Below are 25,290 nucleotides of genomic sequence, written 5' to 3' on the forward strand. Positions count from 1 at the left end.
TGACGGAGATGATCTGCCCGTGATCTACCTGGGAACGCTGCTGTTCGTGATCGGCTGCATGGCACTGCTGGACTGGCGGCACCGCCTGTTCTTCTTCCGCCGTCCGGTGGCGGCCACCGCGGTCATGGTGGCTGGCATGATCTACTTCCTGGGCTGGGACCTCTGGGCGATCGATCTGGGGATCTTCCTGCACCGCGACTCCCCCCTGATGACCGGGATCATGCTCGCCCCGGAGCTGCCCCTGGAGGAGGCGTTCTTCCTGTTCTTCCTCAGCTACCTGACCATGGTGCTGTTCACCGGGCTGGTGCAGCTGCTGACCTGGCGGGCCGGGCGGCATGAGCGAACCGAAGCTGCGAACGGGGTGTCCGCATGAACTTCTGGGAGCTGAACCTGGTCTTCCTGGGCATCTCCGCCGCCGCACTGCTGGTGGCCGTGCTGGCCCGGCGGGTGCGTGGACGCCACGTGCTGGCGATCGTGCTCTCCACCCTCATCCTGTGGGCGCTGACCGCCGTGTTCGACAACATCATGATCGCCTCCGGCCTCTTTGACTACGGCGGCCACGCCCTGTCCGGAGTGTTCATCGGACTGGCCCCGCTGGAGGACTTCGCCTACCCGCTCGGCGCCGTCCTGCTGCTGCCCGCCCTCTGGCTGCTCCTGACCCCGCGCACCGACCCCTCTCCCAGATCATGATCACGATGGATGTCGTTCTGCACGGCGTGTCCCTGTCTCCGGCGTACACGTGTTCGGTGGGGTCCACGGGTCCGGTGGAGTGACGCTGTGTTCCCGCTGATCCCCGCCGACCTGCTCCGGGCGCTCGGCCTCGTGCTGATCCCCGCTGCCTGGGTCACCGCCGGATGGCCGTCCGCCGCGGTGATGTTCCTGGTGTTCGGCACCCAGTGGCTGCTGCGGTGGCTGCGCGGCGGCTCCCTGCTGGACTGGACCGGACAGCTCACCCTGCTCGCCGCCGGCTGGTTCAGCGTCACCGGGCTCTACCACCGTGTCGGCGCACTGGACGTGCTCATGCACGCTCTGACCTCTGCCCTGGTGGCAGGACTGGTGGGGATCGCCGTGGAAGCCGCGCTGCGTCGTCGGGACATCCCGGCGGTCACCGTGCTGCGCACCACCGGGCACACTCTGGCCTGGCTGGGACTGGCCGGGGCCACGGTCAGCCTGGGCGTGGTGTGGGAGCTGGCCGAGTGGTGGGGGCACACGTTCGTCACGGAGGAGATCGGCGTGGGGTATGAGGACACCATCGGCGATCTCACCGCCAACACCCTCGGCGCACTGGTGGGCGCGTGGCTGGCCGTGCGCGCCGGTGAGCGCGGATGAGTGACGCGCGCACGGTGACCGTGTCCGTGGTCATCCCGGTCCTGAACGACGCCGGCCCTCTCGCCGAGTGCCTGGCTCACCTGGCACGTCAGTCCAGGCGCGCAGAGGAGGTGCTCGTGGTGGACAACGGGAGCACGGACGGTTCGGCGGAGCTGGCGCGGGCGTGGGGTGCGCGCGTGGTCGAGGAGCCGGTCCGGGGGATCCCTGCGGCGGCGGCCACCGGGTATGACGCGGCGGGGGGCTCGGTGATCGTGCGGTGCGATGCGGACACGCGTGCTCCGGCGGACTGGCTGGAGCGCGTGGTGGCGGCGTTCGAGGCGGACCCGGGGCTGGACGCGGTGACCGGTCCGGGGCTGTTCTACGATCCGCCGGGGCTGCGCGGGCGCGTGCTCTCGGCCCTGTACATGTCCGGGTACCGGTGGGCGGCGGGCTCGACGCTGGCGGGGACACCGCTGTGGGGCACGAACTTCGCCCTGCGCGCGGAGGCCTGGGAGTGCGTGCGGGAGCGGGTGCACCGGGACCGCGCGGACGTGCACGACGACCTCGACCTGTCCTTCCACCTGCACCTGGACGGACGGCGCGTGCGGTTCCTCCCGCAGCTGCGGGTGGGTGCGGCAGGACGCATGTTCCGCTCCCGAGCCCAGGTCCGGCGCCAGTTCAGCCTGGCCGCCCAGACCCTTCGTCTTAACTGGGCCGAGCTCTCCCCCGGTCAGCGGTGGGTGCAGCGCGTGCAGCGGAATTGGGACGAACAGCGAAGGGCAGTGCGCCGGGAATACTGAGGCGGTTTCAGCCCTCCACCTGGCCCTGGACCCAGGCGATGGCCGCGTCCACTGCCACAGCGAATCCGTCAATCTTCCGTTCCTCAGTGTCATGGGCGGCCATAGGCCCACTCAGTCGAGAGAACTCGCTGTCCACGTTCTGCCACAACGGAACCGGTGACGATGCGTCCAACGCCGATCCCAGCACGATCACATCGAACATGGTGGCCGCGGCCATCCACTTCGACTCTGGCAGACCAGATTCGTCCAGCAGTGCGAACAATGCCTCATAGATCGCCTGAGTGGGCGCATCCTCCACCGGCTGGCCGACCACCACTGGCACTAACCATGGAGCACCGGCAGTCGCCAGTCGGTAGGAATGCGTCCAATCCTGCAGCCGCACTTCCCAGGGGATCTCGGAGTCGGTCAGGCGATCCAGGTCAATCCCTGCGTACAGCTCTTTCCTCATAAGGTCAACGATCTCTCCGCGGCCACCGGGGACATGATGGTACAGCGAGGAGGGATGGACCTTCAGTCGCGTGGCAAGGCCCGGGACCGTGAACTGATGTTCACGTCGGACCATGTCCAACGCTGTGCGGACGATGAGCTCACGTGAGAGGAGGCTCTGAGTGGGGCGGGCCATGTCAGGAGTATGGCACGCAGCCGGAGACCGGCTGCCTGCCCCGCCTCAATGGACGATGACCGTTCGTCCACGGGCTCCGGCACGCATGTCGTCGAAAGCCTCGTTGACCTCCTCGATGCCGCGTCGTCGGGTGATGAGCCGATCGATCGGTAGCCGTCCAGACCGATAGAGGCCCGCCAGCAGAGGGAAGTCGCGTGCCGGAACCGTGCTTCCGTAGTTGGACCCCAGCAGTCTCTGGCCGTTCTCAGCAAAGGCCAGCAGGTCCAGAGCCACGGGGCTGTCCTGCGGCGGGAGTCCCACCACCACAGCCGTCCCGCCGCGTGTGAGGAACTGAGGCATCTGCTGGATGGTCTCCACGCGTCCAATGGCCTCGAAGGCGAAGTCTGCCCCGCCGCCGGTGAGGCTGCGAATCTCCTCGGCAATGTCCTCGGTGGAACGTCCCCGGGAGTTGATCACATGGGTGGCGCCGAACTTCTGCGCGAGCGCCAAGGAGGCATCACTGACATCCACTGCGACGATCGGCTGGGCACCGGACAATTCCAGACCCATGATGATGCAGAGGCCAACGCCACCAGAGCCGATCACCACCGCGGATCGGCCAGGCTTGACCTCGGCGTCGTTGACGACGGCACCGACGCCGGTGGCCACCGAGCAGCCGATCAAAGCGGCCACGTCGAAAGGGACATCATCAGGTATGCGCACCGCGGCCTGAGCAGGAACCACGGATGCCTCGCCCATCGATCCGACCGCCAGATACGGATAGACCGGCTCCCCATTCTGGGACAGGGGAGTCGTCCCATCTGGCAGGAGGCACTCCTCCGATCGGGACCCTGTGCACACCCATGACCGGCCCTCTCGGCATGCTGGGCAGTTCAGACACGGATAGAACCAGGTGAGGACTACGTGATCTCCCACCGAGAGCTCAGTCACCCCGGGGCCCACCGACTCCACGACACCAGCGCCCTCATGACCCATCACGGTCGGTGAGGGAATCGTCCAGTCCCCGTCCAGCACGTGCCGGTCTGAGCCGCACACGCCGGCGGCCTTCATCCTGACCCGAACCTGTCCAGGTCCCGGGGCCGCGACCTCGATGCTCTCCACTTCCATCCTCTGGTCAGAACCCGCGTGGATGGCCGCCCGTGCAGTCAGTGTCTCGGTGGTGCTCATGCTTGGTTCTCCTTCGAGATGGACGGATCGGCAGCAGCCGACGTGCGGGTCCTCGGTTCAGGGCGGTGGACTCGGCCCCTATGGATGAGGGCCGTCGCCAGCAGGTAGACGACACCGGCTACGACGGCTGCCGGGAACGATGCCGTGATGACTGAAAACAGCGGCTGGGTCTCCAAGCTGATCGGGTTGTACAACCATAGATAGAAGGTCGCACCTGCCAGCAGGCCCAGGATTCCCGCCCAGTTAATACCGCCTGGATAGGCGTAGAGCTGCCCGTGCTGAGCCAAGTGAAGTTCCCGCAGGTCCATGCGCTGCCTGCGCAGGAGGAAGTAGTCTGCCACAGCCACGCCACAGACAGCCGTCAGGAATGCCCCGGAGACGGAGACGAAGACCATGAACTGTTCGTACATGAACTGTGGGAAGAACGACAGGATCGCGGGAAGCACGAAGAATGAGGCTGTCAGCACCTTCCAGGGGATCCGTGCCAGCAGTCGCCCCGAGGACTGACGGATCGCCAGGATCGTGGAGTAGATGATCGACGACATCGAGGTGATGTTGGCGAAGGCGATGAAGACCAGAACGGCCACGCCCAGGATGGGGCCGCCGAAGGGCACCATCCATAGCGTCGGATCTGAGTCTCCCAGGGTCAGCGCAGCGCCCATGCCGACCACCTGGGCGATCAAAGTGGCCAGGAGCAGACCACCGTAGGCCGGCCAGACCGCTGCTTTCCGGGAGACTGTCATCCGGGCCAGCGATCCCATCACCGGGTACCACGAGACACCGACCCCGACGTTGAACTCCACCGCGACCATGAAGTTCAGCGTCTCATCGTCAAAGGGAGCCAAGGGCGGAGCGTCCATAAGGGTCCCCCATGACGTGTTCATGACGAGGAACACGAACATGATCAGGGTGATGACAGCCAGCCCGGGAGCGATCCACTTGTTGAACTTGCCGATGGTGACGGGCCCACGAGAGAGGATGAACCAGGACAGCCCGATGGCAAGCAGCGCGCCGATCACCACGGTTGGACCGTACTGATCCAGTTCTACACCGGTCACCGTCGAGGCGACCTGAGATGCTGCGCGGCCAGCCATGATCGCCAGCAGGGAGGACCATCCCATCTCGGTGACCAGGATTACAGTGAAGACCAGGATGCCCACCCCGACCACGCCGAACGCTCCGCGCAGCAGCGTGTACTGCTCGCTGCCATACCTCTGCGAGGCTACGACCGAGGCCAGGACCATGAATCCGAGGCCGATGGCGTTACCGATGATCATCGCCGCCACGCCCTGTTGGAATCCAACCATTAGTGCGGTGGAGCCACCGACCAGGAAGGCCCAGGTGGCGATGGCCAGGGCTGTGTTGACCCAGGTGAAGTCCCACCCGGACCATGTGCGCTCCTCTTTAAGCAGAGGGAACGTTCCGTAGGCGGACTCGCGGTCCAACTCGTGCTGGGCCGATTCCGAACGTGAGGGAGTCGTTGACCTCACAGGATCACCACCAGGATGCCGACCAGACAGATGGCCAACACGGTGCCGACGTATCCCAGGAGCTCTCCGGTGGACAGTGGCTGACGTGAAGCGTCTCCAGCCAATTCCTCCTGGGCGACGATCTCCATGCGGCGTTCGAGCTCTTCGGCGACAGTGCCGGACATGCCGACATCGGTCAGCTCGGCTGTGGCGGTGAAACGCGGCGCCCACGCGTAGCCCTCTTCAGGGCTCGGTGGTACGTAGGGGCGGGGTGTCATGCGGACTCCTGGGGGATCAGGTGCGAGTTATCCAATGGCATTTGGTTAGAGACAGTGTTCTGGTTCACACTGAACGGTGTCAAGGAGCTCGTCTAATGTGTCGAAGCCTCCGCCCCTCAGCCCATGGAGGTCATCATGTCCGACCGCGACATTCACGTCGGCATCGTCCAGGCCCAGGCCCATCGTGGAGATGTGGGCCGGAATCTGGACACCCTGCGGCGAATGGTTGGTCTAGCCGCCGATCGAGGAGCCGACATCGTGGTCACCCCCGAGCTGTTCTCCACTGGATACGACCCCGCGGGAGCGTGGACCCATGACGGCGAAGAGGTGCGCCTGGCGCTGCGTGGAATCGCCACCCAGCTGTCCGTCGCATTGGTGGCGTCAACCGTGGACACTATTTCTGAGCAACACTTCATCTCAGCCTCATTCTTCACACCCGAAGGCGACGAACTGAACCGAGTGCATAAACGCCACCTGTATGGCGAGGATGAACGCCGACACTTCACTCCAGGCGATGACTACGCCACCCCCGTCAAGTGGCGTGGACTCACTTGGGGCATAGGCATCTGCTACGACGTGGAGTTCCCGGAGTTCGGCCGCAGTCAAGCTTTTCGTGGAGCCGATGCCCTCCTCGTGCCCACAGCCGTCCCGGTCCTAGTGGATCCTGGCCCGCGCCCACAGGCAGCTCGCCGGATGGAATCCCACGTTTACGACGCCTCTGTCACGTCGACCCTGCAGGTGCCTGTCCGAGCCCTGGAAAACGGCGTCTACATCGCCTATGCCAACCACACCGGTGCAGGGTTCACCGGACAGTCGTGCATCGCCTCGCCATCTGGACAGCACGCAGCCCTTCTCGGCCCCTCAGAGGAAGACGTGGCAGTGGTTCCGATCGACAAGGCGCTCCTCTCGCACTCACGCAGGCTCAACACCTACATGCGGGACCTCGCCCGCTGACCCAAACTCCTCACGAGGACGGAAATCTGTACCCTGCGGCGTCTTGTTCCGGCCCCCTCCCTCTGCCGCACGCATGATGTTCCGCGCCATGGTGGGGAAGATCAGCGCGTGGAAGGGCTGGATCGCGCGCCAGTAGGCCCGTCCGAGCAGCCCACTGGGGAAGAACACTGCCCGTTGGTGGTACCGGGAACCGCCACCGGGCAGCCCCTCCACGCCGAGCTGCAGCCAGGCCCGCCCGCCGGCCTTCATCTCCGCGCGCAGGGTCAGCAGCCGCCCGGGCTGGATGTCCTCCACGCGCCACCAGTCCACGTGGTCGTTGACCTGCAGATGCTCCGGATCTCGGCGCCCGCGCGCCAGGCCGTAGCCGCCCACCGCCTGATCCATCAGGCCGCGCATCCGCCACATCCAGCCCGGCGAGTACCAGCCGTTCTGCCCGCCGATCCCCTCGATCACACGCCATACCGCCTCAGGTGAGGCGCCGCCGTCGTGCTCTCTGATGTCCGTGAACACCGTGTGGCCGGCCCAATCCGGGTCCGAGGGCAGCGGGTCGGCCGGATCAGCGCTGGCCAACACGTCATGATCCCAGGTGGTGGAGACCTCACCGGAGGTCTGCTTCTCGATCGCGCGCCGGCACGCCTCCCGGTAGGGGGTCAGCCCGCCCGGCGGATCCGGGATCACCTCGGCCACCTCATGACCGTGCGTGACCGCATCCTCCGCGAGCGAGGCCGCCAACGGCAGGGCGATCCCGGACGGGATGGGCGTGACCATGCCGATCCAGAACCCGGAGAGCCGTTGGGCCGGAAGGGGCAGGGGGATCACGGTGCGGCGCGAGAGCCCGGCCACCTCGGCGTAGTCGGTGAGCATGGACGCGAAGGTCTGGTCCTGCCCGCAGCCGATCTCCAGGGTGCGGTTGACCGGCTCAGCCAGGGCCCCGGCATGTGCCAGGTAGTAGAGCACGTCCCGCACGGCGATCGGCTCGATCCGGTTCTTCAGCCAGTCCGGCCCCACCATGAACGGCAGCCGTTCGGCCAGGTGACGGATCATCTCGAAGGAGACCGATCCAGAACCGATCACGACGCCGGCCCGGTAGGCCACCGCAGGCACCTCACCTTCCAGCAGCACCTGGGCGACCTGTTCGCGTGAGCGCATGTGGTCGGAGAGCTCCTCCAGCGGGCGGTCCGGGTGCAGTCCGCCGAGGTAGACGATCTGCTGGACGCCGGCTTGGGCGGCAGCACTCGCCACGGTCTGGGCGATCTGCCGTTCCCGGTCGATGAAGTCGTTGCCCTGCCCGCCCATGGAGTGGACCAGGTAGTAGACCGTGTGGACGTCCTGCATGGCCGCTCGGACCTCGTCCGGCTCCTGCAGGTCGGCCGTGGCGTGCTCCACCTGGTCGAACCACGGGCGGGTGCGCAGGTCGTCCAGGTTCCGGGCGCTGACGCGGACGGTGAACCCGGCGGCGAGCAGCTCGGGGACCAGGCGTCCGCCGATGTACCCGGTGGCTCCGGTGACGAGCACGCGCCGACCCTGCCCGTCCGGCAGATCGATCTTCAGGGGTGATGCGGGGTGTCGGGATGTCATGTGCTCACGCTACGGGGTGACCCGGACATGGAAGGGGCCGGCGAGGTGGCGACGCGCCGATGCGGTGAGCGCAGGCCCCTCCCCATCGGGACCGGAGATCTCTAGACTCAGGGTATGACCTCGGAGAACACACCCCACCAGCCCGACCAGCCGTCCGCGCCTCGCTTCACCCCGGCGCCGTCCTTCATGGGCCGCTCCTCAGGTGTGTCCGCGCGCCCCCAGACCGCCGAGCGGCTGGACAGCCTGAAGTCCACCGCCCAGGCCACCGGGCAGAAGATCAACGACTTCCGCACCAACCCGCGCGCCGGTCGTGACACGGCCGAGGCCACCGCCCGCACCGCCTGGAACCGCACTCGCGTGTGGGGCGAGAAGGGTCTGCGCACCCTCTCCTCCGGTGCACTGAAGGCCGCGGACTACCTCAAGAGCCTGGAGAAGGACGTCGCCCCCGGCCCGAAGGCCCCGGGCGAGCTGCCCTCCGCAGGCACCACCCCGAAGCGCTGATCGGGCCCATCATCCTGCCGGCGCTGACCGGCGCACTGCACGAAGGACCTCCTCATGGGGGTCCTTCGTGCGTCACACCCCGACCGCTCGGAGTCAGCGATCCGGGCACCCCAGGAGGAATCATGACCGAGAAGGATCAGATCACCACCGTGCTGGAGCAGGTCGACAAGGCCGGCATCGCCATGCTGGTCACCACCGAGGATGACGGCCGCATCGTCAGCCGTCCCATGGCCGTGCAGGAGGTGGCCGCCGACCACGCCATCTGGTTCATCACCCGTTCCACCGGTGATGCCTCGCAGGACTCCAAGGGCGGGCAGCAGGTCAACGTCACGTTGGCGAACAAGGGCTTCTGGGCCTCGATCTCCGGCACCGGCGAGGTGGTCCGGGACGATCAGCGCAAGCGCGAGTTCTGGAACGCCGGCACGGAGGCCTTCTTCGGTGAGGACGCCTCCCCGGAGGACCCCGAGATCGTGCTGATCCGCGTCCAGCCGCAGTCGGCCGAATACTGGGACTCCCCCGGAGCTGTCGCCACCGTCGTGGAGGTCGTCAAGGGCAAGGTCACCGGCAAGCCGGCCAACCCCGGCGAGAACGAGACCGTCCAGTTCTGAGTCGGGCTTGAGCCCCGACCAGGGCTGAACGAGTTTTCCTGATCGAATCACAGCGGTGTCATTCCGAAAGCGGAATGGCACCGCTGTGCTGTCTGGATTGGTGGGCGCCGAGAAATCCTTATCGTGTCCGCCCCGGTCCGTAGGTTCACCACCATCACCGCTGAACAGGAACCAGCCATCCCGGTTGGCCACTCCTGCAGGCACCTGATGGAGGAGATCCCCCCATGGACGCGTTTCCCACGCAGCACCAGCAGCACCCCGCCGCCCCGGCATCCCCCGCAGGGCAGAAGCCCCGCAAGCCCTGGTACAAGCGGTGGTGGGCCATCGCTCTGGGCGTGGTCCTGGCGATCGGTGTGATCGCCAACCTCGGAGGCAACGGGCAGGACAGCCCCACGGCCACCGCCGAGACCACTCCGGCCAGCTCGCCGTCGAGTTCGTCGGCCTCCCCGAGCACCTCTGCACCGGCCTCGCCGTCCACCAGCGCCAGCGCCACGGCGGTGCAGGCGGCCGAGGTCGAGGAGTCTGAGTCGCCGACATCCACTCCCACGCCCACACCGTCGGAGGAGCCGGAGCCCACTCCCACCGAGGAGCCGGAGCCCGTCGAGGCAGATCCGAGTGACTACGAGAAGTTGACCGCTCGCGATTTGGCCTTGATCACCAAGGACCCTGATGCGCATATGGGACGTCAGGTCCAGGTCTATGCCCACATCACTCAGTTCGATGCTGCCACCGGAGACTGCATCTTCCGCGGCAATGCTTCGCAGGCCAACATGGCCGACACCTGGGACTACGAGCACAACTCGATGTTCATGGCTGAGACCGGGATCGGCTGCGAGGCCCTGAGTGACTTCGTCGGCGACGACCAGGTGCACGTCCTGGCCACCGTGCTGATGTCGATGTCGTATGACACCCAGATCGGAGGGTCAACCACGGTCCCCGTCTACCAGATCGACGGCATCGAACTCGTGCAGTGATCACGGCAGACCAGAGCACTCACCCGCGCTGGAACTCCATGATCCGGTCGAGGGCCTGAGCCACGGCGTCGTAGCCGGCGGCGAAGGACAGCCGCACGTACCGGTCGCCGCCCCGGGAGTCGAAGTCGCCTCCCGGGGTGAGCGCCACATGGGCCTGCTCCAGCAGCGCCGCGCAGTACACCGCCGAAGATCCGTACCGCTCCAGCATCCGTTCCCCCGGCCGCGCGTAGAAGTAGAACGCCCCGTCCGCCGGAGCCGCATCCATCCACCCCAGCTCCTGCGCCCGCGCCAGCACCAGCTCACGGGTCCGGGCGAACTCGGCCACCTGCGCATCGCACTCGGCATAGGACTGCTCTGAGAACGCCTCCACCGCCGCGTACTGAGCTGCCGCCGGCGGACACAGGGACACCGACCCCGTCAGACCGGACACCGCCGCGGCCAGGTCATCCGGCATCAGCATCCAGCCGATCCGCCAGCCCGGCATCCCCCAGTACTTGGAGAACGAGCTGATCACCACTGCCTCCCGGGAGAACTCCCACGCGCACACACCGCGCTCGTCGCCCGGCTCATCCCCCACCTGCGCCGTGTCCGCGTAGGTGATGCCGTGGTAGATCTCATCCGAGACCAGTCGCACCCCACGCTCAGCACACCACGCCGCCAGCGCCCCCAGCTCCTCCCGGGTGACCATCGTCCCGGTGGGGTTGTTCGGCGAAGCGATCACCAGTCCCGCCAGCGGACCGTGCACCCGTTCAGCCTCCTCCAGCAGCTCCGGCGTGGGCTGGAAGCGCACCTGCGGGCCGGCGTCGATCTCCACCACCTGGCACCCCAGCGCCTGCAGGATGTTCCGGTACGCCGGGTACCCCGGACGGGCCATCGCCACCCGGTCGCCCGGATTGAACGCCGCCAGGAACCCCGTGACGAATGCCCCCGAGGACCCCGTGGTCACCGCCACCTGCCCCGCCTGCACGTCCAGTCCGTACCACCGCCGGTAATGCCCGGCGATCGCCTCACGCAGCTCCGGGATCCCCAGGATCGGCGTGTAGTTCAACGCCCGCCCGGACCCGTGCACCTCTGCCGCAGCCTGGTTCACTCCGCTCGGCGCCCCGCCACCAGGTTCGCCCGCGCACAGACTGATCACCTCGTGCCCGGCCTGCCGCAGCTGGCTCACCCGGCCCAGGATGTTCATCACCTCGAAGTCCGGCACCTGCGAGCGCGAGGACGGACCGAGGGGCTGCCGCGAGCGGTTCATGTCACCAGTCATGCTCCGAGGCTATCCGGGCGTATCTTGGGTCAGCGTGAGCACCCCACCCCAGAACCAGGGACGTCCCGACGACGTCACACCGGTCCGCACCCGCCCTCCCCTGGGCGTGGCGGTGGCTTCGTTCGCGTCCAGCTTCGACCGGTTCGCGGTGAGCCCGCTGCTGGTGTTCGTGGCCCTGGACCTGGGTGTCTCCCTGGCCCAGGCGGTGGCCGTGGCCGGTGTCTACTACCTGGCGTACGGCTTCAGCCAGCCGATCTGGGGCACCCTGGCAGACCGGTTCGGGCGAGTGCGTCTACTGCGGTGGGCCCTGCTCGGCTCAGCCGTGGCCGGACTGCTCTCCGCGTTCGCCCCCACCCTCATCCTGCTGGTCGCGGCCCGTGCGGTCACCGGTGTCTTCTTCGGTGGGATCATCCCCACCGCACTGACCTACATCGGGGACACCGTGGCAGCCAGCCACCGTCAGTCCGCACTCTCGGATCTGATGGCGGGGATCGCCGTCGGGACCGCCTTGGCCACCGCCACCGCGGGACTGGTGGGAGACCTGCTCAGCTGGCGGGTGATGTTCGCCCTGCCCCCGGTGATCGCGGTGCTGTGCCTGCTGGCGCTGCGCCGACTGCCCGAACCGGCGCGTGAATCCGGCGGCGGCTTCGTGGCCACCCTGAACACTGCGCTGCGGAACCGGTGGGTGTGGACCGTGGTGACCCTGGCGTTCTTCGAGGGCGCCGCCGTGCTGGGCATGCTGACCTTCCTGGCCCCCGCCCTGCAGGCCCAGGGGCTGGACGCCACCGCCGCTGGACTGACCGTGGCCGGGTACGGGGTGTCCACCATGCTCTGCTCGCGGCTGGTCCGGCCCCTGGGCCAACGGCTGCCGATCACCGCGCTGATGCTGATCGGCGGCGGGGCGATGACCCTGGGCTTCGCCCTGGTGGCCGTGCACATCTCCGTGGGGACGGTGATCGCCTCGGCCCTGCTGCTCGGCGCCGCGTGGGCCCTGCTGCACACCTCCCTGCAGGCCTGGGCGACCTCCGTGGCACCGGCCGCACGCGGCACCGTGGTGGCACTGTTCGCCGCGGGACTGTTCGCCGGCAGTTCGGTCAGCACCCTGGCCGCCGGCCCCCTCGTGGCGGCCGATGCCTGGACCACCCTGTTCGCGGGCGCCGCACTGCTGGCCCTGCTGGTCACGCTCGGCGCGGTGATCGTGCGGCGCGTCTACGACCGTCAGGAGCGCTGAGCCGTCCTGCGGGGGCTATGATCTTGCCACTGTCGCCCTGGACCGCTGTGGACCACCGCAGTGCAGGACCGCCCCGGACAGTGTTCGACCGGGGCCGGCGACCCGCCGCGGATGTGCGACCTCGCATCCGTTGGAGCGCCGTGAGCACGTTCTCATCTCCCTCTGCTGTTGGCCTGTCCCGCCCCTCCCCGCGCCTCCGCGAGCCCAGGCGCTCGAGGCGAGGGGCCGCCGTCGGGATGGCTGTCCTGATGGCGCTGGGACTGGCGGGCTGCTCCGGCATCCCGGTCCCGGAGGCCGTGGACGACGCCGCCCGGGGATACGGCCTGCAGCTGGACGCCGACCGGAAGTACCCGACGGATCTGAATCCCGGAGACTGCATGGAGGAGCCCCCGGAGGGCGAGATCATGGCACTGCGCGTGATCGACTGCTCCGAGGAGCACGGTTCCGAGATGGTGCACCACGCCACCGTCCCCGCGCAGGACGGCGGGTACCCGGAGGATGACAGCCCGGTGTGGATGGGCGTCGACGACGAGTGCATCCAGGCCTACGACGACTACCTGGGCGAGGACTTCATGAGCTCCGCATGGGACTTCGGTGTGATCGCGCCGGACGAGCTCACCTGGGAGTCCGGGGACCAGACGGCTCAGTGTCTGCTGCTGCACGTCGAGGCACGGACCTGGTCCGGCAGTCCCCGCACCGGTGACGTGGAGCTGCTGGAGATGTTCGGGTCCGGGACCAGCGGCGACACCGGTGAAGGCGAACCGGACGAGGACTCCGCCAGCGCCTGAGGTCTGACAGGGCACGACGACGTCGACGTCATCGGTCTCAGCACCCGCGGGCGGCGTACTCCTCAGCCAGCAGGGCGTAGCTCATGCCGTCGATCCAGCCGTGGGTGCGGTGCAGGGACTCCTTGACGAACACGCCCTCGCGGCGCAGCCCGACCCGCTCCATCAGCCGCCAGCTGGGGATGTTGTCCGCGAAGCACTGGGCCTCGACCCGGCGCAGCCCCAGCTGGGTGAAGCTCAGCTCCATCAGCACACGGACCGCTTCCGTGGCGTACCCGCGGCCGTGGTGCTCCGGGTGGAACGTCCAGCCCAGTTCGGCCTGCGTGTGCCTGGCCTGCTCGGTCACCTCGGCGTGCGACCAGGCGTCCTGCACCTGGATCATGCAGTTGCCGATCACGGTCTCTCCCACGCGCACCACCAGCTGGGAACCCTGCGGGAGCCACCGTTCGGCCACGTCGTCCGGACCGGTGAAGCTGCTGGCCGTCCAGGTGTTGACCTGCTCCAGCTGCAGGAACTCCCATACGGCCGGGGCCTCCTGGGCGGTGAACGGAGTCAGGGTCAGACGCTCGGTGGTCAGCGGCCACTGCACACCGCGCTCGGCGGCCAGCTCCAGCATGGTCTGGGTGCGGTTCTCAGAGGTCACCGCTCCACGCTACCCACCCACCAGATCACGTGCGCAGTACGCGGTGAGACTCACCGAGCGGAAGGGCAGTTGGCGTGATCATGATCAGGGGGGCGGGGAAGCCGACCTCAGACCAGGGGGGCGCCCTCGGTGCTGTGGTGCGTGGCGTCGTCGGGCTCTCCCCGCTCCGCCGGGGTCTGGGGTGAGGACTCGTCATCACCCTCGGCCGCGAGCTGGCCGCAGGCGCCGTCGATCTCCTTGCCGCGGGTGTCCCGCAGGGTGGTGGGGATGCCGGCGGCCTCGAGCCGGTCGATGAACTCATCGGTGACGTCCGGTTCGGAGGCCGTCCAGATGGAACCGGGCGTGGGGTTGAGCGGGATGGGGTTGACGTGGACCCAGCCGCGGCCGCGCGCGTTGAGCTTCTTGGCCAGCAGGTCCGCGCGCCACGGGTGGTCGTTCATGTCCTTGATCAGCGCGTACTCGATGGACACGCGCCGCCCGGTGGAACGGTAGTAGTTGTAGGCGGCGTCGATCGCCTCGTCCGCCTTCCAGCGGGAGTTCACCGGGATCAGCTCGTCGCGCAGCTCGTCATCCGGGGCGTGCAGGGACAGCGCGAACGTCACCGGGATGCCCTCGTCCGCCAGTTTGTTGATGGCCGGCACCAGCCCCACGGTGGAGACCGTGATGTGCCGCGCGGACATGCCCAGGCCCTCCGGAGCGGGATCGACCATCCGCCGGACCGAGGCGATCACCCGCTTGTAGTTGGCCAGCGGCTCGCCCATGCCCATGAACACGATGTTCGTCACGCGCTCGGCGTTGTGCCCGCCGTCCTTGCGCAGCCCGCCCAGACCGCCCTCGGCGATCACCTGGTTGGCCCGCACCACCTGCTCCACGATCTCCGCGGTGGACATGTTGCGCGTCAGACCGTTCTGACCGGTGGCGCAGAACGGGCAGTTCATGCCGCAGCCGGCCTGGCTGGACACGCACAGCGTCACGCGACCGGGGTAGCGCATCAGCACGGACTCCACGAGCGCACCGTCGAACAGGCGCCACAGGAACTTGATGGTGTCCCCGTTGTCCGTGGTCAGCCGGCGCACCTCGGTCAGCAGCGGCGGCATCATCTCCTCGACCAGCTGCTGGCGGGTGTCCGCGGGCAGGTCGGTCATCCGCTCCGGGTCCGAGGTGTGGTGCACGAAGTAGTGCGTGGAGAGCTGCTTGGCGCGGAACGCCGGGAAGCCCAGTTCGGCCACCTTGGCCTGGCGCTCCTGAAGGGTCAGGTCCGCCAAGTGGGTCTTGGGCTGGGCCACGCGCGGCTGCTTGAACTGCAGCAGCGGCCGGCCTTCGGAGGTGGTCTGCTGAGTCCAGCCCTCGGCCTTGGGACGGACCTGTGGGCGCTCGGCGTTCTTGGCCGGACGCTCGGTGCGGGACGGTGCGGACAGCGAGCTGCCCACGCCGTTGCGCTGCAGCCGGGCCCGGTCCTCCGAGAGCTGCTGGGCCTCGGACTCGTCGATCATCCCGCGCCGCGGCGGGTTCAGCCTCAGCCGCCCACCCCGATCATGCTCCAGGTGCGCATCCCGGGGATCCAGCTGCGCCCCATCACGCCCATCACGGCGGGCAGACTGCTGACCGCGCTCCACCAAGGAGACGCGGGAGTCACGGGGGGCATCGGAACCGGGGCGAGAGTCTGAGGAGGCCATCGCCTCATTCTCCCACGCGGGCACAAGCCTGGGTGAGGCATGCTCGTCTCGGTGAGGGGCCGTCGTCGGAAAAGCCGCCGAAGGCTCACCCTCGACCGGCGACCTGGGCCTGCAGACCGAGGATCAGCGCGTCCAGACCCGACTCGAAGGTCACCCGTGCCGAGTAGGGCTCTGGCGTGCCGCGGCCGAGCACCTCGGCCATGCTCGGAACGTCCTCCGGCAGGGCCTCCGAGGTCAGGAAGTCCTCCGGGGCGCCCAGATCCAGCGCGCTGCCCATCACGAAGGACTCCACCGCGCGCATGGCCCCCACCGCCTGGGGGCCGCTCCAGCCGCCGCGCACCAGGGCGTCCACGACCACCTCGTACATCCGGTAGGTGCTGTGGTCGCGCAACGGGGCAGTGGCCAGCAGGGTGATGGCACTGCGATGAGCGGCGAAGGCCTGCAGGTAGGAACGCGCCCAGTGCCGCAGGGCCTCATCCCACGGAGCGGCCTCGAAGCGGCTGGTGTCCATCTCCTCGACGAGTCGGGCCCGGATCAGCTCGACGAGCTCGGCACGACCGGAGACGTGGTGATAGAGGGAGGAGACCTGGCGGTCCACCCGGTCCGCGAGAGCGCGCATGGTCAGCCCGTTCTCACCCTGCGCGTCCAGCAGGGCCAGCGCCTCATCCACGAGCCGCTCGCGCGTCAGTCTCATCCAGGTCCACCCACTGCTTGTCCGCTGGCACGGTCGATCGGGCCGGAGACGGCCGACGCCGCCCACCCTAGTCCAGGGTCCCGAGGCGAGAGGCGCGAGTCCGGTGTCTGAGAGTCCGGTGCCCGCGAGTTCGGTCCAGGGCCTGTTCAGCGGCGTCATGCTCGCCTAGGGTGCTGTTCCAACACGCGAACCGAACACTGTTCGACTCAGAGCAGGCCCGCGGCCGGACCACCGGCGGAGAGGACCCCATGACGCAGAGCCTCCACGGCCACGGCCACCTCCACCTGCACTCCGGAACCGTATGGCAGGGCGAGGGCCACGAGACGGCCGAGCAGGTGCTGGTGAGTGACGGGGTGATCACCGCCGTGGGCGCCGAGGTCACCGCCCGGCTCACGGGGCTCAGCGAGCAGGAGCGCGAGCGGGTGCAGAGCGTGGACCTGGAGGGCGGCTTCCTGATGCCCGCCTTCGGCGACGGCCACGCCCATCCTCTCTTCGGTGGACTCGAGGGGGCCGGGCCGGCGGTGCGCGCGTGCACCAGCGTGGAGCAGATCGTGGAGGAGGTGCGCCACTACGCCGAGGAGCACCCCGAGCTGCCGTGGATCCTGGGTGCCTCCTACGACGGCTCGCTCGCCCCGGAGGGCCTGTTCGACGCCCGGTGGCTGGACGAGGCCGTGTCCGACCGACCCGTGGCGCTGCGGGCCTGGGACTATCACACCGTGTGGTGCAACTCCTCGGCCCTGGAGGTCGCCGGGATCACCGCGCAGACCCCAGACCCCGAGCTCGGGGAGATCCCACGCCACCCCGACGGGCGACCCTGGGGCACCCTGCGCGAATGGGGCGCGATCGACCTGGTCATGCAGCACTGCCCGCCCCGGGACACCGACACCCTGGTGGACGCCCTGCGCCGGGCCTCCCGCTACTTCCTGGAGCACGGGGTGAGCTGGGTCCAGGACGCCTGGGTGGAGCCGGAGAACCTGGAGGCCTACCTCGCGGCCGCCGAGCAGGACGCCCTGGAGATCCGCTACAACCTGGCCTTCTACGCCGACCCGCGGCATATCGACCACCAGCTGGAGGACTTCGCCGCCCAGCGGGTCCGAGTGCAGGCCGCCGGCCACCCGCACCTGACCGCGAACACCGTGAAGTTCTTCGCCGACGGGGTGATCGAGAACGAGACCGGCGCACTGCTCCAGCCCTACTGCTCCGGCCTGCACGACCACGGCATGACCGTCTGGGAGGGCGACTCCCTGGCCCACGCCGCCGCCGCGGTGGATGCCCTGGGCTTCCAGATCCACATCCACGCGATCGGGGACGCCGCCGTCCGGCAGGCCCTGGACGCGATCGAGCATGCCGTGTCCGTGAACGGTCCGCGGGATCGGCGTCCGGTGATCGCGCACGCCCAGCTGGTGGACGAGCAGGACCTGCCCCGGTTCAGCAGCCTGGGGGTCATCCCCTGCATGCAGCCGCTGTGGGCCCAGCCCGACGCCCTGATGACCGTGCTGCAGGTCCCGCGGTTGGGCACCGAACGCTCCGATCAGCAGTACCGCATGCGCACCCTGAGGGACGACGGCGCCGCACTGGCCTTCGGGTCCGACTGGCCGTGTTCGTCTGGGGCACCCCTGGAGGGGGTCGCCGTGGCCGTGTCACGTCAGACCGAGGACGGGGAGCCGGACCAGGGCTGGACACCCCAGGAACGCCTGGACCTGGGGGTCTCCCTGGACGCCTACTCCACCGCGGTGGCCCATCAGGGCTTCACCGACCTCCACGAGCACCCGTGGGGTCGGATCCGCCCGGGTGCCGCCGCCGACCTGGTGTGGCTGGCACAGGACCCCCGGGGGCTGACGGCCCCAGGGCTGCGTTCGCTGCCCGTCCGCGCGACGTTCGTCGGAGGCCGGGCCCACCTGCACCCCACCGACTGACGCACATCCACCCGCCCCGCATCCCGCACCCCGAGCCGAGGTAGCCATGTCCCACTCATCCACCGGCCCCGCCGCACCGTCATCGCCCGCCGCCACCGGACGCGCTGCCCCGGCCTCCGCGGACGGCACCCGGCTCAAGCGCGTGCTCGGTGTGCCCTCCCTGGTGCTGTTCGGTCTGGTCTACATGGTCCCGCTGACCGTGTTCACCACCTACGGGATCGTCACCCAGGTCACCGGCGGCCGCGTCCCGGTGGCGTACATGATCACGCTGGCCACCATGGTGTTCACGGCCATGTCCTACGCCCGGATGGCCCGTGCCTACCCGTTCGCCGGATCCGCGTACACGTACACCCAACGCTCCTTCGGGCCGGGCATCGGGTTCGTCTCCGGGTGGTCCCTGCTGCTGGACTACCTGTTCCTGCCCACCATCAACTACCTGGTGATCGGCATCTACCTGGGTGAGGCCTTCCCGGCGGTGCCCTCCTGGGTGTTCATCCTCGCCGCGATCGCGCTGGTGACGGTGCTGAACATCGTGGGCATCACCTCGGTCTCCCGGGCCAGCACGGTGATCATCGCCGCCCAAGTGGTGTTCATCGGGGTGTTCATCGCCCTGAGCGTGGTCTCCCTGTCCGGCACGGGCGACGTGGACCTGCTGCGTCCGCTCACCGGAGACGGCACCGAGACCGGGCTGGGACCGGTCATGGCCGGTGCCGCCATCCTGTGCCTGTCCTTCCTGGGCTTCGACGCGGTCTCCACCATGGCCGAGGAGGCCAAGGAGCCGGCCCGTGATGTCCCCCGGGCCATCATCATCGCCACCGTCTCGGCCGGGCTGCTGTTCATCCTGCTCTCCTACGTCAGCCATGTGGTGCACCCCTCGCATCAGTTCGCCGACCCGGACTCCGGTGCCCTGGACGTGATGGCCTCGGCCGGAGGGACCTTCCTCAGCGCGTTCTTCATCTCCGCCTACGTGGCCGGCTGCATCGGCTCAGCACTGACCTCCCAGGCCTCGGTCTCGCGCATCATCTTCTCGATGGGCCGTGACGGAGTCTTCCCTCGCTCAGTATTCGGCCGCCTCTCCGCCCGGTTCGCCACCCCGGTGATCGCCATCCTGGTGGTCTCGGCATGGTCACTGATGGCAATGCTGATCGATCTGGGCCTGCTCGCTGAGATCATCAGCTTCGGCGCGCTTGTGGCGTTCTCCGCCGTCAACCTCTCCGTGGTCAAGCACTACTTCATCGACCAGAAGGAGCGCAGCGGAGCCGCCGTGCTCACCAATCTGATCCTTCCGCTGATCGGCTTCGGCCTGACCGTGTGGCTGTGGACCTCGCTCAACGGCCGGACGCTGATCGTGGGCCTCATCTGGATGGCCGTGGGCGTCGCCTACCTGGCCATCATCACCCGCGGCTTCCGCCGCCCTACCCCCACCATCGACGTCTACGAGTCCGGTGACCTGGTCCAGCGCCCCGAGGAGGACGCTCACCGCGCCTGAGGCGAGCCGGCCGGAGAAGCGGCGTGGCCGTCGTCGGGCAGGTGAACGCCCTTCCAGGCACAGAGTGACATTCCCCGGTCACTCTGGTGGGGGTGTGGTCACTTTGCGCAGGACGGGGGGTGTCACTCCTGGATGAGGCGGGGGCGGCCGGCGAGCCAGCCGAAGACCGCGCAGGTCAGGGAGGTGGCAGCGAACAGGGTGGCGACCGGGGTGACGTCGCCGGTGGCGGTGAGGATCTGCCCGACCAGCAGCGTGCCCGCCGAGCCGAGGCCGTAGCCCAGACCCTGCATCATCCCGGAGACGCGCAGGGCCATGTGGGTGGAGTGGCTGCGCAGGGAGATCATGGTCAGCGCCAGTGCCGTCAGGCTGCCCTGGCCCAGGCCGAGCAGTGCCGCCCAGACCCACACGCCCTCGAGTGGGCCGATGATGCACAGCACCCAGCCGATCCCGGTGAGCAGCGCCATGGACGCGTTGAGCAGGGACTGGCTGCGGATGCGGACCGCGAGGATGGGGGCCACCAGAGACCCGGACATCTGCAGCAGCACGTTCAGGGCGATCACCAGTCCGGCGGCGGTGCCGTCCATGCCGCGTTCGCGCAGGATGGGGGCCAGCCAGGCGAAGATCGGGAAGGACATCATCGACTGGAACACCATCATCACGGTGATCTGCCAGGCGATGGCCGAGGTCATGGGGCTGCGCCCGGACGTGGAGGTGGCCAGGTGCGCCCGGGAGCGATGGCGCAGGATCACCGGGATCAGCAGCCCCGCGACCGCGAGCGCCGGCAGGGCCCAGAGCCCGAGCGCGATGTTCCAGGAGCCGGACAACTCCAGCGCCGGGAAGGTCAGGGCCGCCCCGAACGCCGCCGAACCGGCCACGCACGTGGTGTACAGCCCGCTCATCAGACCGATGTGGTTGCGGAAGTCCTGCTTGACGATGCTCGGCAGGACCACGTTGGACAGGGCGATCGCTAGCCCGGAGATGACCGTGCCCGTCAGCAGGGTGGCCAGCGGGGCGGAGCCGAAGGGTGGAAGCGCGCGGATCAGCATGCCGACCGTGAGCAGGAGCATGGCGACGAACAGCACCTGCCACGCGCCGATCCTCCGGGCCAGCACGGGCGCGAGAGGGGCGAAGACACCGAGCAGGGTCACGGGAACGGTGGTCAGGACCGTCACGCCGGCGCCGGACAGGCCCGTGGCCGCCATGACTTCGGGCAGGATCGCCGAGAGCGAGGAGTAGAGGGTGCGCAGGTTCAGCGAGACGAGGATGGCGCAGACTGCGAGGTAGATCCACGAGACCGGGGAGACCTGCGCCGGCGAGGGCGTGGGGCCGGAGGCGTGGGGAGTGTGGGCGGTGTGGGCCGTGGCGGTTGCGTCATGCTCTGGGCCAGACGGTGCCGACGACGACCCGGGGTGCGGGGTGGAGGCGTCGGCGGTGCTCATGGGGCCATCCTCCCAGGCTCGGCGCACCCCAGGCCCACGTTGAGCCAGAAGTAGTGGCGGGCATGGGAGCTGATGGTCACCACTGGTTCTGGGTCGAGGGGGGGTGATGGGGATCGACGGGGTGAGGGGATCAACGGCAGGTGGAGCGCCCACGGACGCCGAGGCTGCGCAGGATCCACCGGGACGGGGCCTGGCGCATCACGTGCGGCAGCCGGGGGTACACCGCACGCAGCACCGACCACAGCCGTTCATCCCACACGGACCCGGCCACATCCAGCTCCAGCCCCAGCTCCGAGCGCACGCCCGTCGGCAGCATCCCCGCGGTCAGCATCCGGGCCAGGGGCATCAGGGTCCGCATCCACACCGGAGCGTGCTCAGCGGCGAACAGCTCCCGGGCGATCGCACGCGCCGCGTCCGTCACCTCCAGCTCCCCGAGCCGCTGCTGCCACCACCGCTCGAACGCTGCCCGGTCCACCGGCCAGAGCTCCCGCGGCATGCCCAGCGCCGTCCCCAGCACCGCAGAATCCTGGTACATCTCCTCCGCAGCACCCGGATCCAGCACGCCCCACATCCGGCCGCGCACGCGTTCGGCAGCCCAGTAGAGCGTGGCCGCCACCCACAGCTGTGCCTCCGGGTCCGCTGCAGAGTACCGCGCCCCACCAGCGTCAACCCCGCGCACCGGCGCATGCGCACGCTCCACCCAACCGGCCACCCGTTCCCGCACCGACTCAGCCTCCGGCAGGCTCACGGCGTACACATACTGCAGGGTGTGCACGAGCCTCGCCATCGGGTCCCGGGTGAAGTCCGAGTGCCGATCCACTCCCGCCGCCACCGGCCGGTGCGCCACCTGCAGCAGGATCGCCGCCCCGGCACCGGCCAGCACGGCCCCCTCGCGCGCCAGGGCACTCAAGGTGACGGGGGCACTCACGGGCCGGCCGTCGTCGGGAACTGGGCGGAGCCCTCAGGCTCCCCCGCGTCCGCCGCGGCCTGACTGACCACGGCATCCAGCGAGCGGATGAAGACCACCAGCCACGCGTACACGATCCCGGCCATGGCCAGCTCGAACCCCGTGAGGTTGTAGTAGCCCAGCGGGAACCAGAGCAGCGCCGCGCCCACACCGACCAGGACCATCAGGCCCGTGGCAGCGTAGAACGCGCCGGGGAAGCCGGGCAGCCAGATCGGCAGGGTCAGCAGCATCAGGATGAACACGGCGCCGAGCAGCCGCACCGCGTTGGAGTGGATCGGATCGGAGACGTTCACCGGGACCAGGCCCACCACCGCCATGCACAGCCCGATCACGAACAGGCCCCAGCGCAGCACCCCCATCCGCACCGTCCGGCCACCCGCCGCCTCGCGCGCACGTGCCCAGGGGTACAGGTCCTGGGTGATGAATCGGGCCAGGGTGGTGAGCACCAGACCGGACACGGCCAGGGTGGTGTTGAACGTCCAGAAAGACCAGGATCCGGCCTGCCCGGTGCCCAGTTCGGAGAAGAACGCGTGCCACCAGAACGGGTTCTCGGCCAGCAGCATGGACACCAGCATTCCGGCGGCCATGAACACGGCGAGCAGGCTGGAGAGCGATCGGGTGGTGATGCGCGAGGCCGAGGTGAAGCCCAGGTACCCGGCCACGGCGGTGATCAGCGTGACCATCACCGTCCCGGCGATCCGGTCCACCGTCAGCCCCACGAACGACTCCTGGAACAGCCGGAACAGGGTCAGCCCGGCCATGATCGCGATCGCCGCGTGCACCACCACCAGACCGGTCGCGTCCACCACCATCCACGCCCAGTGCCGTTGGATCAGCCACCGGTGCGTGGTCCGTGCGGTCAGCAGGAACCCCACCAGGCAGGACAGCCCCGCCGCCACCGCGGTGCTCACGGCGGCCACGTTCCCCACGGAGTGCGGCCCGGACAGCGGCGGCCGGTAGCCGGAGAAGACCAGATACCCGACGACGGCGCCCACCAGGCCGCACACGATGGCGGACCAGATGGCGCGAGACTCCAGGGCCACAGGCCCGGTGGGCGGCTGGGGCGCGGGGTGTGCGGGAGGAATGCGGGTGGCTGAGGTGGGGGTGTCTGCCGGGGTGCTGCGGACCGGGTCGGAGGCGGGGTCCTGACGCTGAGCGGTGTGCACCCTCCACGCCTACAGGATGTCCTCCTTGGAGTCCACCCATGGCCGGACTATAGTAGTTAAGAGGCTGTTCACCTTCCGTTCACCTTGGAGGCGGGGCGAAGCGCTGGACAGCACCCATCGCTCGGCGTGACGCCGACCCTCACACCCCTCAGGAGGTGTCTCGCATGACCGAGACCACTGACCAGAACACCGGCCAGCCGCAGGTCGGCGCCGAGGAGCCCCGTGGCCTGAACACCGGCGGCAACCCGATCGTGCAGAACCACGTCATGGAGCGCGTGGTCGCCGAGCTCACCGAGAAGTGGGGCGAGCTGCTGGACCACGGACGGATCCGCGCCACCGCACTCGAGGCCTACCAGGAGATGGACCGCACCGCGCGGATCAAGACCTTCCTGCCCACCCACGCCGCACGGCTGGGCGATGACCGCCTGCACGCCTACGCCGTGGCCGAGGGACTGATCGAGGCCCCGCTGCCCAAGGTCCTCTTCGTCTGCCCGTCCAACACCGGACGCTCCCAGATCGCGGCAGCCCTGATGGGTCGGCAGAACTCCGTGGCCGTCCGCTCCGGCGGCATCACCCCCGGCGGGCACCTGCACCACCGTGCCGTGGAGGCCCTGAATGAGCGTGGCATCGACCTCTCGGAGATGTACCCGAAGTCCCTCACCGAGGACGTGCTGCGCGCCGCCGAGTATGTGGTGGCCATCGACACCGCCGGTGACCTGCCGGACGTGCACGGTGCCACCGTCATCTCCTGGACCGATGTGCCCAAGCTGACGGACAAGCCGATCGAGGAGGTCCGCCAGATCGTGGACCTGATCGAGGATAAGGTCCGCGCGCTCTCCGAGGACCTGGTCGGACTGAAGTCCCACTCCCAGGCGGCGGCAGCCCAGTCCCGGGACGGCCAGGCCCTGGTTGCCTGACCCGAACCACACCGCGTCCATTCGCACCGGACCTGACGACCCCTGGAGCCCCCTGCTCCAGGGGTCGTCCTGCTCCTGACCTCTTGACCGGCCGGTCGCCGCTGATCAGCATGGTCCCATGGGCACCGATCAGAACCCCGCAGCCGGCCAGCCGACCGATCCCCACCAGACCTCCGCCAGCGACGCGCTCGACCGCAACGTCCTGGACCGCACCGCCGAACACCTGCACGAGCGCTACGGCCACGTGGTGGACCGGGCGACCGTGGACCGGGTGGTCCAGGAGTGCTACGACGAGCTCAAGCGCACCTCCAGGATCCAGGCCCACGTGGTGGCCTCCGCCGGCAACTTCGCGGACAACCGCCTGCGGGCCATGGCGATCACCGCCGGGGCCATCGAGTCCACCGACCCGCGCGTGCTGTTCATCTGCAACGGCAACGCCGGACGGTCCCAGATGGCCGTGTCCCTGCTGGCCAAGCGCTCGGAGGGCAGGATCGCCACCCGCTCCGCTGGCGTGCACCCGGCCGGCGGTCTGATCGCGACCGCCGTGGAGGCGATGTCCGAGGTGGGTGTGCCCCTGGAGAACGCCTACCCCAAGCCGATCGCCGAGGACATCCACCAGGCCGCCGAGCACATCATCACCTTCGGCTGCGCCGACCAGGTCGAACAGCTGGAGGGCAAGGACTACCGCGACTGGGACATCCCCACCATCGTGGACCTGCCGCTCGAGGAGGTCCGGCGGATCCGGGATCAGATCGACACCCGCGTGCAGGACCTGTTGCGCGAATTCGAGGGGAGCCCGGTCTGACTACCACTGACCGGGATCCCGACGCCGCCGACGATGTCGATG

General features: G+C 68.8%; 26 protein-coding genes. 14 read left to right on the forward strand and 12 right to left on the reverse strand.

All coding sequences use genetic code 11. The annotated features are described in order from the left end of the window. Positions 1 to 19: 19 nt before the first annotated feature. From BM355_RS10590 to BM355_RS10605, 4 genes are all read left to right on the forward strand, one after another. Complete coding sequence (locus BM355_RS10590) at positions 20 to 373, forward strand: lycopene cyclase domain-containing protein (RefSeq protein ID WP_091698275.1); 354 nt, start codon at positions 20 to 22, stop codon at positions 371 to 373. Beyond that, positions 370 to 690: a lycopene cyclase domain-containing protein gene (locus BM355_RS10595; RefSeq protein ID WP_091698278.1), complete on the forward strand. Its 321-nt coding sequence runs from the start codon at positions 370 to 372 to the stop codon at positions 688 to 690. Before BM355_RS10590 ends, BM355_RS10595 begins: the two co-directional genes overlap by 4 nt. 87 nt (positions 691 to 777) lie before the next feature. Continuing rightward, on the forward strand, positions 778 to 1,329 hold the full coding sequence (locus BM355_RS10600) for a DUF2238 domain-containing protein (RefSeq protein ID WP_091698280.1): 552 nt from the start codon (positions 778 to 780) through the stop codon (positions 1,327 to 1,329). Further along, positions 1,326 to 2,108, forward strand: coding sequence for a glycosyltransferase family 2 protein (locus BM355_RS10605; RefSeq protein WP_091698282.1), 783 nt, complete (start codon positions 1,326 to 1,328; stop codon positions 2,106 to 2,108). The genes BM355_RS10600 and BM355_RS10605 overlap by 4 nt, the downstream gene beginning before the upstream one ends. A gap of 7 nt (positions 2,109 to 2,115) precedes the next feature. Here BM355_RS10605 and BM355_RS10610 read toward each other — a convergent pair whose 3' ends face one another. Genes BM355_RS10610 through BM355_RS14350 form a run of 4 tightly spaced genes read right to left on the reverse strand, consistent with a single transcriptional unit; the run spans position 2,116 to position 5,644 of the window. Next, on the reverse strand, positions 2,116 to 2,730 hold the full coding sequence (locus BM355_RS10610; RefSeq protein ID WP_091698284.1) for a TetR/AcrR family transcriptional regulator: 615 nt from the start codon (positions 2,728 to 2,730) through the stop codon (positions 2,116 to 2,118). Positions 2,731 to 2,775: 45 nt separating this feature from the next. Beyond that, positions 2,776 to 3,897, reverse strand: coding sequence for a zinc-binding dehydrogenase (locus BM355_RS14675; protein WP_177227926.1), 1,122 nt, complete (start codon positions 3,895 to 3,897; stop codon positions 2,776 to 2,778). Next, on the reverse strand, positions 3,894 to 5,387 hold the full coding sequence (locus BM355_RS10620) for a purine-cytosine permease family protein (protein ID WP_177227927.1): 1,494 nt from the start codon (positions 5,385 to 5,387) through the stop codon (positions 3,894 to 3,896). Before BM355_RS10620 ends, BM355_RS14675 begins: the two co-directional genes overlap by 4 nt. After that, positions 5,384 to 5,644, reverse strand: a complete 261-nt coding sequence (locus tag BM355_RS14350; protein ID WP_177227928.1) for a hypothetical protein — start codon at positions 5,642 to 5,644, stop codon at positions 5,384 to 5,386. The genes BM355_RS10620 and BM355_RS14350 overlap by 4 nt, the downstream gene beginning before the upstream one ends. A gap of 135 nt (positions 5,645 to 5,779) precedes the next feature. Here BM355_RS14350 and BM355_RS10625 point away from each other — a divergent pair, with 135 nt between their 5' ends. Beyond that, positions 5,780 to 6,598, forward strand: coding sequence for a nitrilase-related carbon-nitrogen hydrolase (locus BM355_RS10625; protein WP_177227929.1), 819 nt, complete (start codon positions 5,780 to 5,782; stop codon positions 6,596 to 6,598). On the opposite strand, the gene BM355_RS10630 is transcribed toward BM355_RS10625, so the two are convergent. Beyond that, positions 6,557 to 8,176, reverse strand: a complete 1,620-nt coding sequence (locus BM355_RS10630) for an SDR family oxidoreductase (protein WP_091698290.1) — start codon at positions 8,174 to 8,176, stop codon at positions 6,557 to 6,559. The two genes, BM355_RS10625 and BM355_RS10630, sit on opposite strands and share 42 nt — an antisense overlap. A gap of 114 nt (positions 8,177 to 8,290) precedes the next feature. On the opposite strand from BM355_RS10630, the gene BM355_RS10635 reads away from it, so the two are divergent. From BM355_RS10635 to BM355_RS10645, 3 genes are all read left to right on the forward strand, one after another. Beyond that, complete coding sequence (locus tag BM355_RS10635; protein WP_091698294.1) at positions 8,291 to 8,677, forward strand: hypothetical protein; 387 nt, start codon at positions 8,291 to 8,293, stop codon at positions 8,675 to 8,677. A gap of 122 nt (positions 8,678 to 8,799) precedes the next feature. Further along, entirely contained in the window at positions 8,800 to 9,285 is a 486-nt protein-coding gene (locus BM355_RS10640) for a pyridoxamine 5'-phosphate oxidase family protein (protein WP_091698297.1), read from the forward strand. Positions 9,286 to 9,509: 224 nt separating this feature from the next. Continuing rightward, positions 9,510 to 10,259, forward strand: coding sequence for a hypothetical protein (locus BM355_RS10645; RefSeq protein WP_091698300.1), 750 nt, complete (start codon positions 9,510 to 9,512; stop codon positions 10,257 to 10,259). Positions 10,260 to 10,278: 19 nt separating this feature from the next. Here BM355_RS10645 and BM355_RS10650 read toward each other — a convergent pair whose 3' ends face one another. Beyond that, positions 10,279 to 11,520, reverse strand: coding sequence for an aminotransferase class I/II-fold pyridoxal phosphate-dependent enzyme (locus tag BM355_RS10650; protein WP_091698302.1), 1,242 nt, complete (start codon positions 11,518 to 11,520; stop codon positions 10,279 to 10,281). A 34-nt stretch (positions 11,521 to 11,554) separates the two neighbouring features. Between BM355_RS10650 and BM355_RS10655 the strand changes: the two genes are divergently transcribed. Beyond that, positions 11,555 to 12,751, forward strand: a complete 1,197-nt coding sequence (locus BM355_RS10655; protein WP_245760749.1) for an MFS transporter — start codon at positions 11,555 to 11,557, stop codon at positions 12,749 to 12,751. A 236-nt stretch (positions 12,752 to 12,987) separates the two neighbouring features. Continuing rightward, positions 12,988 to 13,539, forward strand: coding sequence for a septum formation family protein (locus BM355_RS10660; RefSeq protein ID WP_091698306.1), 552 nt, complete (start codon positions 12,988 to 12,990; stop codon positions 13,537 to 13,539). A 37-nt stretch (positions 13,540 to 13,576) separates the two neighbouring features. Here the strand turns inward: BM355_RS10660 and BM355_RS10665 are convergent, their stop codons facing one another. The 3 genes from BM355_RS10665 to BM355_RS10675 form a co-directional block, all read right to left on the reverse strand. Then, on the reverse strand, positions 13,577 to 14,179 hold the full coding sequence (locus BM355_RS10665; protein WP_245760750.1) for a GNAT family N-acetyltransferase: 603 nt from the start codon (positions 14,177 to 14,179) through the stop codon (positions 13,577 to 13,579). A gap of 107 nt (positions 14,180 to 14,286) precedes the next feature. Further along, on the reverse strand, positions 14,287 to 15,855 hold the full coding sequence (gene rlmN / locus BM355_RS10670) for a 23S rRNA (adenine(2503)-C(2))-methyltransferase RlmN (protein ID WP_483869251.1): 1,569 nt from the start codon (positions 15,853 to 15,855) through the stop codon (positions 14,287 to 14,289). 85 nt (positions 15,856 to 15,940) lie between these two features. Beyond that, positions 15,941 to 16,549: a TetR/AcrR family transcriptional regulator C-terminal domain-containing protein gene (locus BM355_RS10675; RefSeq protein WP_091698309.1), complete on the reverse strand. Its 609-nt coding sequence runs from the start codon at positions 16,547 to 16,549 to the stop codon at positions 15,941 to 15,943. Between the two features lie 248 nt (positions 16,550 to 16,797). Between BM355_RS10675 and BM355_RS10680 the strand changes: the two genes are divergently transcribed. Both BM355_RS10680 and BM355_RS10685 read left to right on the forward strand, forming a co-directional pair. Then, positions 16,798 to 18,465 (forward strand): amidohydrolase, encoded by a 1,668-nt coding sequence (locus BM355_RS10680; RefSeq protein ID WP_091698311.1) that lies wholly within the window; start codon positions 16,798 to 16,800, stop codon positions 18,463 to 18,465. A 46-nt stretch (positions 18,466 to 18,511) separates the two neighbouring features. Further along, complete coding sequence (locus BM355_RS10685; protein ID WP_091698313.1) at positions 18,512 to 19,954, forward strand: APC family permease; 1,443 nt, start codon at positions 18,512 to 18,514, stop codon at positions 19,952 to 19,954. 122 nt (positions 19,955 to 20,076) lie between these two features. On the opposite strand, the gene BM355_RS10690 is transcribed toward BM355_RS10685, so the two are convergent. The 3 genes from BM355_RS10690 to BM355_RS10700 form a co-directional block, all read right to left on the reverse strand. Next, complete coding sequence (locus BM355_RS10690; protein WP_091698316.1) at positions 20,077 to 21,393, reverse strand: MFS transporter; 1,317 nt, start codon at positions 21,391 to 21,393, stop codon at positions 20,077 to 20,079. Positions 21,394 to 21,523: 130 nt separating this feature from the next. After that, entirely contained in the window at positions 21,524 to 22,321 is a 798-nt protein-coding gene (locus tag BM355_RS10695) for an oxygenase MpaB family protein (RefSeq protein ID WP_245760751.1), read from the reverse strand. Continuing rightward, positions 22,318 to 23,526 carry a hypothetical protein gene (locus tag BM355_RS10700; protein ID WP_091698319.1) on the reverse strand — a complete coding sequence of 403 codons (1,209 nt, stop codon included), beginning with the start codon at positions 23,524 to 23,526 and terminating at the stop codon, positions 22,318 to 22,320. The genes BM355_RS10695 and BM355_RS10700 overlap by 4 nt, the downstream gene beginning before the upstream one ends. A 164-nt stretch (positions 23,527 to 23,690) precedes the next feature. On the opposite strand from BM355_RS10700, the gene BM355_RS10705 reads away from it, so the two are divergent. Both BM355_RS10705 and BM355_RS10710 read left to right on the forward strand, forming a co-directional pair. Next, complete coding sequence (locus tag BM355_RS10705) at positions 23,691 to 24,443, forward strand: arsenate-mycothiol transferase ArsC (RefSeq protein ID WP_091698322.1); 753 nt, start codon at positions 23,691 to 23,693, stop codon at positions 24,441 to 24,443. Between the two features lie 118 nt (positions 24,444 to 24,561). Then, the gene (locus BM355_RS10710; protein WP_091698325.1) at positions 24,562 to 25,248 is read left to right on the forward strand and encodes an arsenate-mycothiol transferase ArsC; all 687 of its coding nucleotides are present in this window, start codon (positions 24,562 to 24,564) and stop codon (positions 25,246 to 25,248) included. Positions 25,249 to 25,290: the final 42 nt, after the last annotated feature.

The organism is Micrococcus terreus, from assembly GCF_900116905.1.
Taxonomy (GTDB): Bacteria; Actinomycetota; Actinomycetes; order Actinomycetales; family Micrococcaceae; genus Citricoccus; species Citricoccus terreus.